Below are 17488 nucleotides of genomic sequence, written 5' to 3'. Positions count from 1 at the left end.
TAAAACAGATGGCTTCACGTTATCTGCAAGATTCTCTACTTTTATATTAATTATTGTTCATTTTCGATTTAATCTTTTTTTGATTTAATTTAAGTACGCAAATGAAGTTATCTTAAACTAAATTTGCCATAATAGATTAATGGAAGGATATATCTTTCATTACTATATTGCCGTCATAAAAAAGAATGATATTATATCAGAAAAGTCTCTTGTTTAAATTTTAACGCCATTTAATTTCGGCGCGTTATTATTTGTTTTCGATCATGGGAAGAATCCAGAGAATGTTTTCTCGTTATTTGGCTTTATTATTCGCAGCAGGCCAGATCTGTACTGCGTTAGCTGCGCCTTTATCGCCAGCGGACCGCGATACTATTCGCCAGCAGCAGGAACAATTATTATTACAAAACCAGCAGCAGCGCGAAGAATTAGAGCGCAGCACGCCGCTGCCGCGCGCGCCTGCGTCTGAGCCATCTGCGCCTGCGACAGGGCCATGCTTTCAGATCAACGAAATAACGCTGTCCGGCGCAACGTTAATTTCCCTTAAGGAACAACAAAAGCTAACGGCGCCCTGGCGCGACCACTGTCTGGATATGCGAAAAATAACCGAGCTGACGGCAGCGGTTTCCGACTGGTATATAAGCCGCGGCTATATTACCAGCCGCGCTTTTTTAACTGAGCAGGATCTCTCTGGCGGTAAATTAACGCTCGCCGTGCTGGAAGGGAAATTAAGTGATATTCGCCTGGAAGGCGAAAAGCCGCTGATGCTGAAAATGGCCTTTCCGCGTCTCGAAGGCCGGGTGCTTAATTTACGCGATATAGAACAGGGCATGGAGCAAATAAACCGTTTGCGTACCACGCCGGTTCAGATAGAAATTTTGCCTGCCGAACAGCAGGGATATTCTGTCGTCAATTTAACCGCCACGCCGGAATTTCCGTTAAATGTTAGCGTTGGGCTGGATAACAGCGGACAAAAAAGCACGGGCGAAGAGCAGCTCTCCGGATCGCTGACCGCCAATAACCTTTTAAGAATTGCCGACAAATGGTTCGTGAGCGGCGGGCGCAGCAGCGATTTCGCCACCGCGTACGACGCGCAGAATTTTCAGGCGGGCGTGAGCGTGCCCTTTGGCTACGGTTTGCTGGACTACAGCTACGCCTGGAGCAACTACCGCACCACGCTGGACAACATGGGGTACAAATGGATCTCCACGGGCGACACCAAAACCCACCGCGTTAACGCTTCCTGGGTGGTGTTTCGCAATGGCGATATCAAAACCGGCATTGCGGCGAGCGTTACCCAGCGCAGCAGCCGCAACTGGCTTAACGATGCGCCCCTGACCAGCAGCACCCGTAACCTTTCCAGCCTGACCCTTGGCATTAACCACACGCAGAAAATGCTGGGCGGCGTCGCCACCTTCAACCCCAACTACAGCCACGGCACCCCCTGGTTTAACGCCGAAACCGACGAGAACAAGCACGGCGACGAGCCGCGCGCGCTGTTTCGCAAATGGAGCCTCAGCGCCAGCTTTCAGCGGCCGGTTACGAATAGCCTGTGGTGGCTCGCCAGCGCTTATGGCCAGTGGTCGCCCGATCGGTTGTACGGCTCAGAACGCCTGACGCTCGGCGGCGAAAGCTCGGTGCGCGGCTTCAAAGAGCAATATCTCTCCGGCGACAACGGCGGCTACCTGCGCAACGAACTCAACTATGCGCTTTTCACACTGCCGGTTATCGGCCAGGTCAGCGCCACCGTTGCGCTGGACGGCGGCTGGCTGGAGAAAGATCGCGAAGACCGCTACGCCTCCGGCACCTTGTGGGGCGCGGCGGCAGGCCTTGGCAGCGCTAACCGCGTGTACAGCAGCCAGATTTCCATCGGCACGCCGCTGCGCTACCCCGACTGGCTCGGCCCGGATCACCTCAGCGTCAACTGGCGCGTCATGTTTACGCTTTAAGAGATAACGATTATGGATAACCGTCACCCTCCCGTGAGTCTTTCTAAACGCCTGCTGAGCTGGACCATTAGCGTTCTGCTGGTGTGGCAGCCGGTCGCGCCCGCCTTTGCGGCGGCGATGACGCCGACCGGGCAAACCACCATGGACCAGGCGGGCAACGGGGTGCCGGTTGTCAACATCGCCACGCCGAATGCGGCGGGGCTTTCGCATAACCAGTTTCAGGATTACAACGTCGGCAAAGAGGGGCTCATCCTCAACAACGCCACCGGGCAGCTGACCCAGACCCTGCTGGGCGGGCTTATCCAGAACAATCCGCATCTGAAGGCCGGGCTGGAAGCGAAGGGGATTATCAACGAGGTGACGGGCGCCAGCCGCTCCCAATTGCAGGGCTATACCGAGGTCGCGGGCAAAGCGGCCAATGTCATGGTGGCGAACCCCTACGGCATCACCTGTAACGGCTGCGGATTTATTAACACGCCGAATGTGACGTTAACCACCGGCAAGCCGCAGTTCGACGCCAATGGCAACCTGATGGCGCTGGATGTCACAAAAGGCGCCATCACTGTGGAAGGGCAGGGGCTGGACGCCAGCCAGAGCGACGCGCTTTCCATCATCGCCCGCGCGACCGAAGTGAACGCCGCTATCCATGCGAAAGATCTCAGCGTAACCGCAGGCGCGAACCGCGTCGGAACAGACGGCAGCCTTCAGGCGACAGCGGGCGAAGGCCCGGCGCCGACGGTAGCGGTGGATACCGGCGCGCTCGGCGGCATGTACGCCAACCGCATTCGCCTGGTGTCCAGCGAAAAAGGGGTCGGGGTCAACCTTGGCAACCTTAACGCGCGCCAGGGGGATATCCAGCTCGACGCCAGCGGCCGGATGACGGTGAAAAACAGCCTCGCCAGCGGTTCGCTGAATGCGAAAGGCGAAGGGGTGACGCTGGCGGGCAGCCACCAGACGGGCGGCGCGCTGAGCGTCGCCAGTACGCAGGCGATGACGCTCGATAACGCCACGCTCGCCAGCGGCGGCGATGCGCGCCTGACCAGCGACGGCCGTTTGCAGATTAACGGCGGCGGCGTGACCAGCAGCGGCGCGCTTGATGTGGCGAGCGGCCAGGATGCGGCGCTCGCTAACGCTACGCTGGTAGGCCAGGGCAACACCACGCTCAGCAGCCATGGCGGGCTGAACATCAACGGCGGCGGCGTTTCCGGCAACGGCGCGCTGACTGTCGCCAGCCAGCAGGACGCCACCCTCAGCAACGCCACCCTGGTGGGCCCTGGCGAAACCCGCCTGCACAGCAACGGCGCGCTGAAGGTAGAGGGCGGCAGCCTCGCCAGCCGGGGAGGACTCAACGTTTCCGCAAGCCAGAGTATGCGGCTGGAAAACACCACCGCAGGCGGCGAAGAAAAAGCCGTTTTCACCAGCGGCGGGCAAATCGCTTCTTCCGGCAGTACGCTCACCGCAGGCAGCGATCTGGCGCTCAGCGGCGGCTCGCTCGCCATTTCCGGCGGCGCGCTGTCGGCTCATGGCGCGCTCGATCTCACCGGCCTCCAGGGGCTGTCGCTTGAAAACGCCAAAGCGGGCAGCGGCACTTACGCTACCCTGACAAGCAACGGCCAGCTTGCGGTGACGGGCGGCTCGCTCACCGCAGGCAGCGACCTGCTGCTGAACGGCGGCGCGCTGGCTGTTCGCGGCGGCTCGCTTTCCGGCAAAGGCGCGCTGACGCTCTCCGCCGGGCAGGATTTACTGCTTGAGAACGCCACCGCAGGCAGCGGCCTGAGCGCCACGCTCAGCAGCGGCGGCGCGCTTGACATAACGGGCGGCTCGCTCATTGCCAACCGCGACGTAACGCTGACCGGCAATGCGCTGGCAGTGCGCAACGCCAGCCTCTCCGGGCAGGGCGCGCTGAGCCTGACGGGCGGGCAACGCCTCCTGCTGGATAACGCCACGGCTGGCAGCGGCGCAAATGCCCTCTTTACGAGCAACGGCGAACTGACCGCAACCGGCAGCGCCCTCACTGCGGGTAACGATCTCACCCTCACCGGCACGCAAATGTCGCTGGACGCTGGCAGTCGCGCCGGGGCGAAAGCAAACGTGCGCCTGAACGGCGGCGATATTCACAACCAGGGAGAGGTAAACGCAGGCAACGACGCGCTTATTACAGGCCGGAAGGTGGTGAACGAAGGCCAGCTGGCGGCCAATGGCCGTCTTGATGCGCAGACCACCAGCCTTAACAACAGCGGCTTATTGCAGGGCAACGGCGTTACCCTGAAGGGCGACGCGCTGGAAAACAGCGGCACGCTGCAAAGCGGCGGCGCGCTGGATATCCATGTCAAAAACCTCGCCCAGCAAGGCGCGCTTGGCGCGAAAGGCGACGCCCGGATCACCGCGCAGGAGACGCTGCGCAACGGCGGCAGCCTGCTCGCCGACGGCGCGCTTGCGGTGAACACCGCCACGCTTGAGCAAAACGGCACGCTTTCCGGCGCAAAAAACCTGACGGTGGACGCAGAAGAGATTGCCAGCGGCAAAGGTTCGCTCGTCACAAGCCAGGGCGACGTGCGCCTGGCGGCAGGGCAGAAAGCCGACATCAACGGCCAGGTGATTGCCAGCGGCGCGCTCGACGTGCGCGGCGAGACGGTTACTACGGGCGCGGACGCGCATCTGCAAAGCGATAACGACCTGACGCTACAGGCCGCGACGGCCCAGCTTGGCGGCACCCAGGCGGCGAAAGGCGCGTTCGGCGTGACGGCGCAGCAGATTGACCACAGCGGCAAATCCAACGCCAGCAGCATCACTTTCACCGCGCCGCAATCGGTGACCAACAGCGGCACGCTGGAATCCACCACCTTAACCCTGAGCGGCGACAGCATAACTAACCGCGGCGCGCTGCTGGCCGATACGCTGGCCCTGGGGGCGCAAACCCTCATTAACAGCGGCGGCGTAAAGGCGGGCGCGCTCACGCTGGATGGCGAAAGCCTCACCAACAGCGGCACGCTGGCGGCCGATACGCTGGCGCTACGCGGCAACCATTTTACCAACAGCGGGCTGGTGCAGGGCGCCGACCTGCTGAACCTGCAAACCGATACGCTGGACAACCTCGCGGGCGGCACGCTCTACAGCGCGCAGAACCTGACGCTGAGCCTGCCGACGCTGAATAACAGCGGCCTGATCACCACCGATCGCGACCTGATCCTCAAAGGCGACCAGCTGATCAATTCAGGCGAGATCAACGGCGTTAACCTCCGCAGCGGTTACGCCACGCTTATCAACAACGCGGACGGACGCCTGCTGGCGGATAATAACCTGACCCTGAATGGCCTGTTGATTGATAACAGCGGCCTGCTGGCGGCGAAAACCCTCTCCCTGACGACCGATACGCTGACGAACCGGGGCGAAGCCCAGGGCGACGGCGGGCTGACCGTCACCGCGCAACAGACCAGCAACAGCGGCGCGCTGCGCACTGGCGGCACGCTCGATTTACAGGGCGCGACCCTTGGCAACGATGGCGAACTGAGCGCCACCGACCTGCTGCTCAACCTGAGCGGCAAGGCCGCCAACACCGGGCGGATAATTGCCGACAACGGCTTCACGATCGCTGCGCCGGAGCTTATCAACAGCGGGCTGCTGGCAGCGAGCGACCTGCGCGCAGACGCCTTCGCTATCACCAACAGCGGCACGTTGCAGGGCGCGGCATCCCTTAATGCGTCGGGCAAAACGCTGGATAACCAGCAGGGCGGGGCGCTGCTTTCTGGCGGCGCGCTGGAACTGCAAAACGATCGGCTCACCAACGCCGGGCTGTTGCAGGGGAAAACCCTGAACCTGGCGACGGGCGAGTGGATCAACAGCGGCAACGCGCTCGGCGAAGCGGGGCTGACGGCGAAAGTGAGCGGCGCGTTCAGCAACCAGGGCAAGGCCCTGAGCCAGCAGGCTATGGATCTGCGCGCGAAAACCCTTGATAACCGCGGCGCGCTGATGGCGAAAGTGCTGGCGCTGCACGGCGATTTGCAAAACAGCGGTCTGTTGCAGGGCAGCAGCGCCCTGAACTGGGACGGCAACGCCTTTACCAACCTGGCACAGGGCCAGGCGACGGGCGGCGAAACGCTCACCCTTACTGGCAAAACGCTCGACAACCAGGGCCAGCTTCAGGCCCGCAGCGCCACGCTCACGGCGGATACGCTACGCAACAGCGGGAGCGCGCAGGCGCTGGACAGCCTCAACGCCAGCATCAGCGGACGGGCAGACAATCAGGGGGCGCTGCTAAGCCAGAACCTGTTTGAACTCGCCGCCGCGCAGCTCTTTAACGACGGCCAGCTGGCGGCGAAAAGCGTTACGCTTAGCGCGCCGCAGCTGACCAATAACGGCCTGATTCAGGGCAATGAAAGCCTGGCGCTCGCCACCCGCGACCTGTTAAACGGCCAGAACGGGCAGCTTATCAGCGCCAGCGGACTGAATCTCGATCTTAACAGCCTGCAAAACCAGGGGCTGCTGCTGGCAACCAGCGGCTTTACGCTGAAGGGCAAAACGCTCGTTAACGGCGGCGATATCCAGGCGGATTCCCTTAACTTCACCCTTGCCGACACGCTCGACAACCAGGGCGGGCTGGTGGCGAAAGGCCAGAGCGCGCTCAGCGCCGCGACGCTCACCAACGGCGGCACGCTGGCGGGCCAGACGCTGACACTTGGCGGCACGGCGATCCGCAACAGCGGTCTTATCCAGGGTAACGGCCAGGCAGACGCGACGGCAAACACCATTACCAACGACGCGGCGGGCAAATGGCTTTCCGGCGGCGCGTTAACCTTTAACGGCGGCGCGCTGACCAACGCGGGCGCCATGCAGGGCGCCACGCTGGGCCTTACCGCAAGCACTCTCAACAACAGCGGCGTGCTGACTGGCGCCTCGGCGCTGACCGGCGCTTTCACCGGCGCGCTTAACAACAGCGGGCAGATCCAGAGTAACGGCGCGCTGGGCCTGACGGCGGGCAGCCTCATTAACCCCGGGCGCATCGCGGGCGATACATTAACCCTCAACGCCGCCACGCTCAGCAACGACGGGCTGTGGCAGGGCGCTAAAAACCTGACCTTAACGGGCGATACCCTGACCACGGGCGCGGCTTCCCGCACCCTTACCGGCGGCGCGCTGGCGCTGAACGCCGGGCAGCTCAACACGCTCGGCACCTTACAGGGGCAGGGCGTGGAGGTGAACGCCAGCGGCTGGACGCACGGCGGCTCGCTGCTGAGCCTTGGCAACCTCACGGCGGACGTGGGCGGCACGCTCGCCAACACAGGCTCCGCGATGAGCAAGGGCGACGCTTCCTTTGCAGCGCAGCTTATCGACAACGGCGGGCAGTTGCTTAGCGAAGGCAATGCCACGCTCGACGGCCAGAGCCTGAAGAACCGCGGCGCGGTGCAGGGGAAAACCCTCGCGCTGCACCAGGCCAGCATCAACAACCAGGGGACGCTGACCGGCCTGCAAAGCCTGACGCTGGAAGCGCAGCAGCGCCTGATGGCGCGCATGCTGATGGCCGCCCCGCAGCAGGAGCTGATCAACGGCGCGAGCGGCGCGCTGCTGACCCAGGGCACGCTAAAAATCACCTCCGGCACGGTCACTAACGCCGGCAACTGGCAGGGTCAGAACGTGATCCTGAATGCGCAGTCGCTCGCCAACAGCGGCGCGGTGCAAAGCGCCGATGCATTGCAGATGACGCTGGCGAACACGCTTAATTCCACCGCCGGCAGCAAAATTACCGCGATGGGCAACGCGGCGCTCTCCGCGCTGTCGCTCACTAATCAGGGGCAATGGGCGGCGAAAAACCTGACGCTCAGCGGCAACAGCTTCAACAACGACGGCGACACCAGCGGCGTGAACGGGCTGACCGTGACGCTGAACGGCGCGTTCAGCCAGCAGGCGGGGCGCTCGTTGCTCACCGGCGGCGCGCTGAACCTGAGCGCCGCTTCCGTCACCAACCTCGGCAAGCTACAGGGCAATACGCTTGGCGTCACCACCGGGGCGCTGAACAACAGCGGTCGGTTGCAGGGCGATAACGGCGCCACGTTCAGCCTGAGCGGCAGGCTGACCAACAACACGGGCGGGGAGATTGTCAGCCAGCAGGGGCTGACGGTCACCACGCCTGAACTGTTCAACTACGGGCTGATGCAGGGCGGCGGCGACACCCGCCTGGACGCCGCGTCGCAGGCTTATAACAATGGCAAGCTGCTTTCCGGCGCGACGCTAACGCTCACCACGCCGCAGTACACCGGCACCGGCTGGCTACAGGCGAGCAACCTGATCCTGAACGCGGCCAACGCCACCAACGGCGGCACCTGGCTTGCGGACCAGGCGACGCTTACCGGCAGCCAGTTCACCAACCAGGGCACGACCCAGGGCGGCACGCTTGCCGTTAACTACAGCCAGTTGAACAACAACGGCACGCTGCTCGGCACCAGCCAGCTTAACGTGAACGCAGGCCAGGTTAACCAGTCCGCCGCAGGCAAGCTCTTCAGCGCCGGCAACCTGTGGCTTGGCAGCAACGGCTTCGACTCGCTGGGGCAGGTGGTGGCGCTGGGCGACCTGACGCTGAAACTGACTAACGCTTATACCAACAAAACCGCGCTGGCGGCGGGTAGAACGCTGACGCTGACCAGCAACGGGGCGATTGATAACCAGAGCGTGATGCAGGGCCAGGCGGTGAACGTCAGCGCGGGCGGCATGCTCACCAACAATAAGCAAATCACCACCGGCAGCGGCGCAAGCACCCTCAGCGGCAGCGCGGTAGCGCTTAATGGCGCGGGGTCGATTCAGGGCGGCGGCGATATCGCCATTAACAGCGGCAGCAACATCACCGTAAACGGTTTTACCGGCACCCGCGGCAGCCTGACGCTGAGCGGGCCGGGCTCCATCATCAACACCGCGCTGCTTTATGCGGCCAACAACCTGGCGCTTTACGCCAACAGCATCACCAACCAGCGCGGCGATATTCTCGCGGGCAACAGCCTGTGGATGCAGCGCGACGGCGCGGGCAATGCGAATGCGGAAGTGGTCAATACCTCAGGGACGATCGAGACGCAAAACGGCGATATCACGATCAATACCGAGCATTTGTTGAATACCAGGGATGGGTTGAGTGAGTCCCGTAGTTACCAGGCAGCAACAGGAAGTCCTGCGGCAAGTGGTGCATCCTCAATCAGCGTCAAGCCTACAACCCTTCCCGCAGATGAGTGGGGTTACTATTACAAGGTCGTAAATAGTGCTGGCGGAGGAAATGGTTTTTCAACAGTTGCTCCTACAAAAAAAGGCGCAACGCAAAGATTTTTAGTAGGTACAACTCTTGTTAATGTGACTGCAAATGGCGGCGCGTCCCGTATTTCTGCAAACCATAATCTTTCTATTCATGCAAAAAACCTCAATAACCAGGCCAGTAATTTATTGGCAGGAAATGTTATCAATCTTTCTGGCGAGACACTAAATAATCAATCCTATTTTGGTTACGCGGAAGACGAATATAAGGTTTATACCTATTCGGGAAAACTTGCGAAGGTTTCAAGCATTGAAGGGATGCCTGCATCAGGCAACGATAACAATCGTAGGGTTACTTATAAGTTAGCCGGAGCTCCCAAGTATGAAACTCGTACTACTGATCAGGCCTTCCGCTCAGTCATATATGCTAGCGGTAATTTAAATGCAAATTTCACTAAAAACATAAGTAATACATCAACTACAGATTATGGCGGCGGCGTCCATAACACTATTTCAGCTCCGTCGCTTAATACTCTGAGCAACCAGAGCGTTAGCGGCAACATTACAAAAAAGAACCTGATCAACGCCGGGTCGGTGGCGGTGAACTCGCCGCAGTGGAAAGATCAGCTCCAGGGCGCGTTGCAGCAGATCGTCGGCGTCGGCGCGCTGGAGACAAACAGCTCGGAAAACGCGTCGCTTGCCACCATTTCTACCACGCAGAAGGGCAGCGCCAGTCTCGGCAGCGTGAGCAGCCTTGCGGACGCGGGGGTGACCACCGCAGAGCTTAATAACGCTAAAGGCAGCGCGCTGGGGCAGTACCAGGGCAAGGCGGTGGACACCAGCGCCTACCCGCTGCCCTCCGGTGACAACGGCTATTTTGTAGTTTCCACCAACCCGAAAAGCCCGTACCTCATCACTGTTAACCCGCAACTCAACGGGCTTGGGCAGCTCGACCCTTCTTTATTCGGTGACCTGAACGCCTTGTTGGGCCTGCAACCTTCCACACGCGCGCTCTCTGGTGTGCGCCCGGACGTAGGAGCGCTCGCGAGCGTGCAGCCGGGCACGACGGCGCCGCAGGAGACGCGCGCCGTTTATACCGATGAGAAGCAGTTCCTTGGCTCCTCTTACATGCTGGGCCGCCTTAATCTGAACCCGGATTACGATTACCGCTTCCTTGGCGATGCGGCATTCGACACCCGCTACGTCAGCAATTACCTGCTGAACCAGACCGGCAACCGCTACCTCAACGGCATCGGCTCCGATCTCGAACAGATGCGCTATCTGATGGATAACGCCGCCTCGGCGCAGCATGCTCTCGGCCTCAAATTCGGCGTGTCGCTCACCGCCGGCCAGTTGGCGGCGCTTGATCACAGCATCTTGTGGTGGGAAACCGCGACCATCAACGGCGAAACGGTGATGATCCCGAAAATATACCTGTCGCCGAAAGATGTGACGGTGAACAACGGCAGCGTCATCGCGGGCAACAACGTCAGCCTGCAGGGCGGCAGCATCACCAACAGCGGTAGCACGCTGGTGGCGAAGAACAACCTCAGCCTCGACAGCCAGAACAGCATCAGCAACCTCAACGACGGGCTGATGACAGCGGGCGGCGATCTCAACCTTAGCGCCATCAGTGATATCAATAACATCAGCTCCGCCATTAATGGCAAAGCCGTACAGCTTGAGAGCCTGGACGGCAGCATTAATAACATCACGCTGGCTAAGCAATATGAGCTTAGTGAAAGAAAAGGCACTCATTACTTAAATATTAAAGACACTACTTTGGGTAACACGGCCTCAATTAATGCGCAGAACTCATTAAGCTTAACGGCAGAAAAAAATATCGCTATTACTGGCGCGACGCTGTCATCTGGTCATGACTTATTAATGAATGCCTGGGGCGACATAGCTGTTATAGCCAATCAAACTAATAACAGCTTAAGCCAGTCGGGATATCGTAAAAAAACGATCACACACGATATTTCAATAAATTATCAGGGAAGCACTATTACGGCAGGCGGTAATCTGGCGATCAAGGCTCGCGATAATCTCACCGTAAGCGCGAGTGTGATCAGCACCGCACATAATGTAGTTCTTAATGCAGGCAAAGATATTTCTTTGCTGTCAGAAGCGGCGACAGAAATTCATAGCTTAAAATCGAAGAAAAAGACCGTCATTAATGAGTCGGTGCGCCAGCAGGGCACTGAGATCGCGAGCGGCGGCAACACGGTGATTGTCGCCGGGCAGGATGTGAACGCGCAGGCGGCGCAGGTCACCGCGCAGGGCGATATCGGCGTGGCGGCAGGCCGCGACGTTAACCTCACCACCGCCACCGAGAGCGATTACTACTACAAAGAGCAGACCAAGACCAAAAAAGGATTCCTGAGCAAGAAAACCACCCACACCATTCAGGAGACCAGCGCCACACGCGAAGCAGGCACGCTGCTTTCTGGCGACAACGTGCAGGTTTCTGCGGGCAATAACCTGCTTGTGCAGGGCTCCGCTGTTGCGGGTGACGGCAACGTGGCGCTTGGCGCGGGCAACAATGTGGATATTGTCGCCGCCACCAATACCGATACCTCCTGGAATTTCAAAGAGACGAAGAAAAGCGGCCTGATGAGTTCCGGCGGCATCGGCTTCACCATCGGCAGCAGCAAAACTACCCACGACCTGCGCGAGAAAGGCACCACCCAGAGCCAGAGCGCCAGCACGGTGGGCTCGACGGGCGGCAACGTGACGGTTACCGCAGGCAATCAGGCGCACGTGGGCGGCGCGGATCTTATCGCAGGCAAAGACCTGGCGATTACCGGCGACAGCGTAGTGATCGAGCCGGGCCACGACAAACGCACCCGTGACGAGAAGTTCGAGCAGAAATCCAGCGGGTTGACGCTGGCGCTTTCGGGCGTGGTGGGCAGCGTGCTTAACAGCGCCGTGAGCGCCGCGCAGTCGGCGAAAGAGAGCAGCGACAGACGGGTAGCGGCGTTGCAGGCCACCAAAGCGGCGCTTTCAGGCTATCAGGCTTCTCAGGGTTCAGATCTGCTACAGGCGACAAACGACCCGAGCAACGGCTTTGGCGTCAGCGTTTCGCTTACCAGCCAGAAATCAAAATCGCAGCAGCATCAGGAGACCGACACGGTATCAGGCAGCACGCTGAATGCCGGGAATAACCTTGCCATTAACGCGACCGGCAAAGGCGGCAGCGCCAACAGCGGCGATATCCTCATCGGCGGTAGCCAGTTGAAGGCGGGAGGCGACACGACGCTGAGCGCGGCGAATGACATTCTGCTTACCGGCGCGGCGAATACCGAGAAAACCACCGGCAAAAACAGCAGCAGCGGCGGCGGTATCGGCGTAAGCATCGGCGGCGGCAGCAACGGCGGTGGCATTAGCGTATTCGCCAATGTGAACGCGGCGAAAGGGCACGACAAAGGCAACGGCATCCGCTGGAGCGAAACGACGGTAGACAGCGGCGGCACGGTCAAACTGCAAAGCGGTCGCGACACCACGCTTACTGGCGCACAGGTGAATGGCGACAAAGTGGTGGCAGACGTGGACCGCGACCTGACCCTCGCCAGCCAGCAGGACAGCAACCGCTACGACAGCAAGCAGACCAGCTTCGGCGCGGGCGGCAGCTTCACCTTCGGCTTAATGACCGGTTCCGGCTACCTGAACCTAAGCCAGGACAAGATGCACAGCACCTTCGACAGCGTGGCGGAGCAGTCCGGTATTTATGCAGGTAAAGGCGGCTTCGATATCACCGTCGGCAACCATACGCAGCTCGATGGCGCGGTGATCGCCTCCACCGCCACGGCAGATAAAAACCGTCTGGATACTGGCACGCTCGGCTTTAGCGATATCAGCAACGAAGCCGATTACAAGGTCAGCCACTCCGGTGGTGGCATTAGCGCTGGCGCCAGCATGCTCAAAAACGTGGCCAGCAACCTTGCCAGTAATGTGGTGGCGGGCGTTGGCAGCAGCGGCCATGCGCAGGGCACCACGCAGGCGGCGATTTCAGACGGCGCCATTGTTATTCGGGACCAGGTGAACCAGCAGCAGGAGCTGGTTAACTTAAGCCGCGATACGGAACATGCTAATGACAGCATCAGCCCAATATTCAACAAGGAAAAAGAGCAGAACCGCCTGCAGGCCGCACAGTTGATTGGTGAGATTGGTAGCCAGGTAGCAGATATCGTTCGGACAAATGGAGAAATTGCCAAAGAGAAAGCGAAGAAGGACCCGGACGCACTGAAGGCGGCGAAAGAGACGCTGGTTGGGCTTGGCAATCTTAATCCAACTGCTAAAGAGATTGCTGATCAGGCAGGTAAAACCGCAGAGGCTCAATATGGTACGGGCAGCGCGCTGCAACGTGGCATCTCCGCTGCGACGGCGACGGTACAGGTGCTAGCGGGAGGTGACATTAAATCTGCGCTGGCGGGCGCCGCCGCGCCGGAAATTGCTTACCTCATTGGACAAAACGTTAAAGACGATACCGCAAAAGTTATTGCACATGCTGTGGTGAACGCCGCGCTGGCAGCGGCAACGCACAAAGATGCAGCTGCAGCCGCAGCCAGTGCGGCAACAGGCGAAATTGTCGGGAAGCTCGCTCTCGATGTGTATAACAAGCAAGTTGGTGAACTGGACGAGCAGCAAAAGCAGAACGTAAGCGCTCTGGCTACGCTGGCCGCTGGTCTTGCTGGCGGTCTGGTTGGAGACAACTCAGCGACGGCAACCGCTGGTGCCCAGATCGGCAAAACCACCGTCGAAAATAACCTGATGGGAGGAACAGAACCGGGTCATACGATCTTTGTTCAGGAGCATGGTAAAGACATCCTTTCCTGTGCAACAGATGCTGGCGGTGCGGCGTGTAAGCGCGGACAAGCGGTTAACAAAGCGATTGCTTTAGCATTAGGGGGCGGGATAAGCGGTGCTGCGGCAATTACTGTAACGCCGGCTCTGGTAGCTAGCGCGCAGGCCGCCGCTACTGCCTGCGCGGCTAACCCAGTTCTGTGCGCCAATCAGGTCACCATTTGGGCGACCGAAGCAGGGATGGGAGATGCGCTACCAACCGGTTTTGGCGTACTCGCAACAGGCAAGATAAGCAAAGAATTGTTAGATCAGCTCTCTGAAATGAGTGCTGTGATAATGGTTGAGAAACAAACTGGGCAGAAAATTTCTAAAGAAACATTAAGCGGAATTATTGAACAGGCCTCCCATTCTGCACAAACAAATGTTTCTCATGTCGAAAGTCTTGCTCAACAGACAAAAGAGCAATTAGTAGGTGAAATAAACAAATTCACTTCTAAAACGCAGGCCAGCAAAAATGCTACTATGGTAGGAGCGTATGATCCTGTAACCGGCAAAACAGCAATAGGTAGCAGCAATGCTAATGTTTCAGCCGAATTGCTGGATCCAAAGACTGTAAAATATATTGAAGATAAGTTAGGTGTAAGCGTTGGAGAGTTTACCAGTTTTTGTAAAAATAAGGCGGGTGCTTGTGCAGAAGTATCGGCTGCCGATCAGTTGATTAGACAAGGTGCAGATCCTGCCACGATAAAGTTTACAGAAGCGGTTAGACCGCGTGATATCTGGAAGAAAGAGACAATTCCCGCAGACGCTGTTATCCCTCCATGCGAAAACTGTCAAGTAACATGGCCTAAAGGTAATTAAAAATGAACAACTTAAACGTAGAATGGATGCCGGAATTTGGTAGCATTTATACCTGGTTTGCCGCTGATAAATACGGGCGTGTTAGCCTTATGCTTAACAACTGCTTTGGATATTTACCTAAGGCATTGTTGTGCATTGATAATGTTGAAGCACTGCTTGACAGTATGAGTGAGTTCGTCTGGGAAGAGTCATCTGATTATTCAACTTATCCTGCTGATAAATGCGGCGATTTTACGGTGGATTTATTCTCAGCATGGCGTTTCAGGGAGAATCTCAATAAAGAATATGTGATAAATAAATTAAAAAATGAGTGGGCGAAAACAGGGAAATACAGCGATGCTAACCTGGCTATTAATAAAGGGTTGTTTATTTACTGGGGAGTAGAAGGCTCTTCTCCGGGACAAGACTATCCTTTTGGATATGAAGGTGAAACTAAAATGGGCGATTATTTCAGATATATAGTGCCCACAAAATTTGCTTCGGTTAAAGATTTTCCGCCCGCGCTTCGCAGTGGTATAGCGGTATCAAGCACCCTTGATTTCACGGTTGATCGGGTACTGGATAACGATAAAATTAATGATTATTTCCCGGCAGTTTTTTCTCCTGGCTAACTCTGTGGCGCTCTTTGAAAAATGCAAAGCCGCGATGAATGCTGACTTCCCTATCATTGAAGGGGGCCAGGAAAACGGCTGGAAGCGCCGCTCTTTGCGAACAGAACGATAAGAACGGTCAGGGTTGGCGAACGTGACGACGTAAAACGTCCGTGAGTCGCAAGCGAAGTGTGCATATTCATAATACAAACGCTTACCAGGACTATGGATGTAACGCTACTTCTCACAGACGGTTCAGTAAGCGCAACCTGGCAACTTCACAGCTCGCAGCAATGTCCCGGACCATCGCAGGAGCGGCTGATACGGTATCTAACCCTACTCGTACGACCGAGGACGAAAGCATGGGTGTCACTGCGCTAATGCTGGAACTAAAAACCGTGTAACCCTTGCGGGCTTACAGAGAGGAGGCGCAAGCCTCCTTTTTTGTGTGACGTTAACGCGATTGTTACAAAACATATATTTCAGCCTGTCACAAACGTGTACAATGTAAATGGCGTCTGTACAGTTTGTTTTCTCTTAAGCGAAATCAGAGCGCTTTTTCGCTTCCTTCCGGGAGGTTTAAGCTCGCCACTGCTATTTCCGACTGCGAGCACGCCTTTTATTACGTTTTGATTTTGTCTTATTAAGAATACCAGGGGTGGCAGCTATCGTAGCGATATAAAAATAGACGTTATGCCTTAATCATTATTGCCGATATGCTGTGTAAGAAACCTTCCTGGATAGCAATAATGATTAGCACGATAACCAATATTTTAAAAAACAACGCGGCGTTTACAGCGGTAAAAGAACATATGGCGGTTATTCTTTTCCGCCCCGATGGCACGATTGTGGAAGCGAACCCGGCTTTTCAGAACGCCATGGGATATTCGCTTACCGAACTGGTGGGTAAACATCACCGCATTTTCTGCTCGCCGGAATATGCCGCCAGCCCTGAATATCGTCAGTTCTGGCAGCGGCTTGGGCGCGGCGAAACCTTCAGCGATAAATTCCTGCGCTATAAAAAAGATGGCAGCGAAATGTGGCTGGAGGCGAACTATATTCCGGTTATCGGCAAAAACAATAACGTAGAGTATGTTCTTAAGCTGGCGCGCGATATCTCGGCTAGGATCCATGACGCGCTGAACAAAGAGGCTATTCTTAAAGCGGCGCACCGCTCTATGGCGATTATTGAGTTTACGCCGGACGGGCACATCGTCTCGGCGAACGAGAACTTCTGTAAGGCGTCCGGATACACACTCAACGAAATCATCGGCAAGCATCACCGTATCTTCTGTGAGCGCGAGTACGCGATGAGCGCGGAATACGCGGATTTCTGGCGCAAGTTGAACCACGGCGAATTCGCCTCGGGCGACTTCCGCCGCATCACCAAACACCGTCAGGAACTCTGGCTGCGCGCCAGCTACAGCCCGGTTTTTGACGATAAAGGCCGTCTCTATCGCGTAGTGAAATTTGCTTATGACGTGACCGCTGAAGTAATGAAAAGCCGTGACGAGCGTCAGGCTACCGAAAGGGCGGAAGCCGTTTCCCGCGAAACGCTGACCAAAACGGTTGAGATAAGAAAGACCTTAGATGACTGCGTATCGGCAATGGAAAATATCCAGAGCAATATGGAGCAGGTTATCGGCATCGTCACCAACCTGAAAAATGATTCCGAAAGCATTATGGATCTGTCGTCGGTTATCGCGCAGATAGCAACCCAGACTAAATTGTTGTCATTAAACGCCTCGGTAGAAGCGGCGCGCGCGGGCGATGCCGGTAAAGGATTTTCCGTTGTCGCCACCGAAGTGAAATCGCTGGCGGACCGTATTGACGACGCGACCGGGAAAATAACGCGCATCACCGAGCAGAACGATTATCTGACGAAAAGCGCGCTGGATTCTATCTGTCGCAGCGGCAAAGAGGTGGCATCCACCACGGCTATTTCACGCGAGGCGTTGACGCTGACTAAAGAGATTGAAGGCTACGCCAAAAATATTCTCGAAGCGGTTAACGCGATCGGCAAGGTCATTAATGCCTGACGATTCACCGTGGTAA

Annotated in this window: 4 protein-coding genes; all 4 read left to right on the top strand. The window is 57.6% G+C overall.

The window, feature by feature from the left end; all coding sequences use genetic code 11:
• Positions 1 to 281: 281 nt before the first annotated feature.
• The 4 genes from AFK63_RS17565 to AFK63_RS17550 all read left to right on the top strand — a co-directional run bounded on the left by AFK63_RS17565 (position 282) and on the right by AFK63_RS17550 (position 17472).
• Complete coding sequence (locus tag AFK63_RS17565) at positions 282 to 1946, top strand: ShlB/FhaC/HecB family hemolysin secretion/activation protein (protein WP_038865954.1); 1665 nt, start codon at positions 282 to 284, stop codon at positions 1944 to 1946.
• A gap of 12 nt (positions 1947 to 1958) precedes the next feature.
• Entirely contained in the window at positions 1959 to 14843 is a 12885-nt protein-coding gene (locus AFK63_RS17560; RefSeq protein WP_050568187.1) for a hemagglutinin repeat-containing protein, read from the top strand.
• A 2-nt stretch (positions 14844 to 14845) separates the two neighbouring features.
• Positions 14846 to 15454: a hypothetical protein gene (locus AFK63_RS17555; RefSeq protein ID WP_038865952.1), complete on the top strand. Its 609-nt coding sequence runs from the start codon at positions 14846 to 14848 to the stop codon at positions 15452 to 15454.
• 728 nt (positions 15455 to 16182) lie between these two features.
• Positions 16183 to 17472 (top strand): methyl-accepting chemotaxis protein, encoded by a 1290-nt coding sequence (locus AFK63_RS17550; protein ID WP_038865942.1) that lies wholly within the window; start codon positions 16183 to 16185, stop codon positions 17470 to 17472.
• Positions 17473 to 17488: the final 16 nt, after the last annotated feature.

It is taken from the genome of Cronobacter muytjensii ATCC 51329 (genome assembly GCF_001277195.1).
Classification (GTDB): domain Bacteria; phylum Pseudomonadota; class Gammaproteobacteria; order Enterobacterales; family Enterobacteriaceae; genus Cronobacter; species Cronobacter muytjensii.
This window is presented reverse-complemented; position numbering and strand designations above follow the sequence as displayed.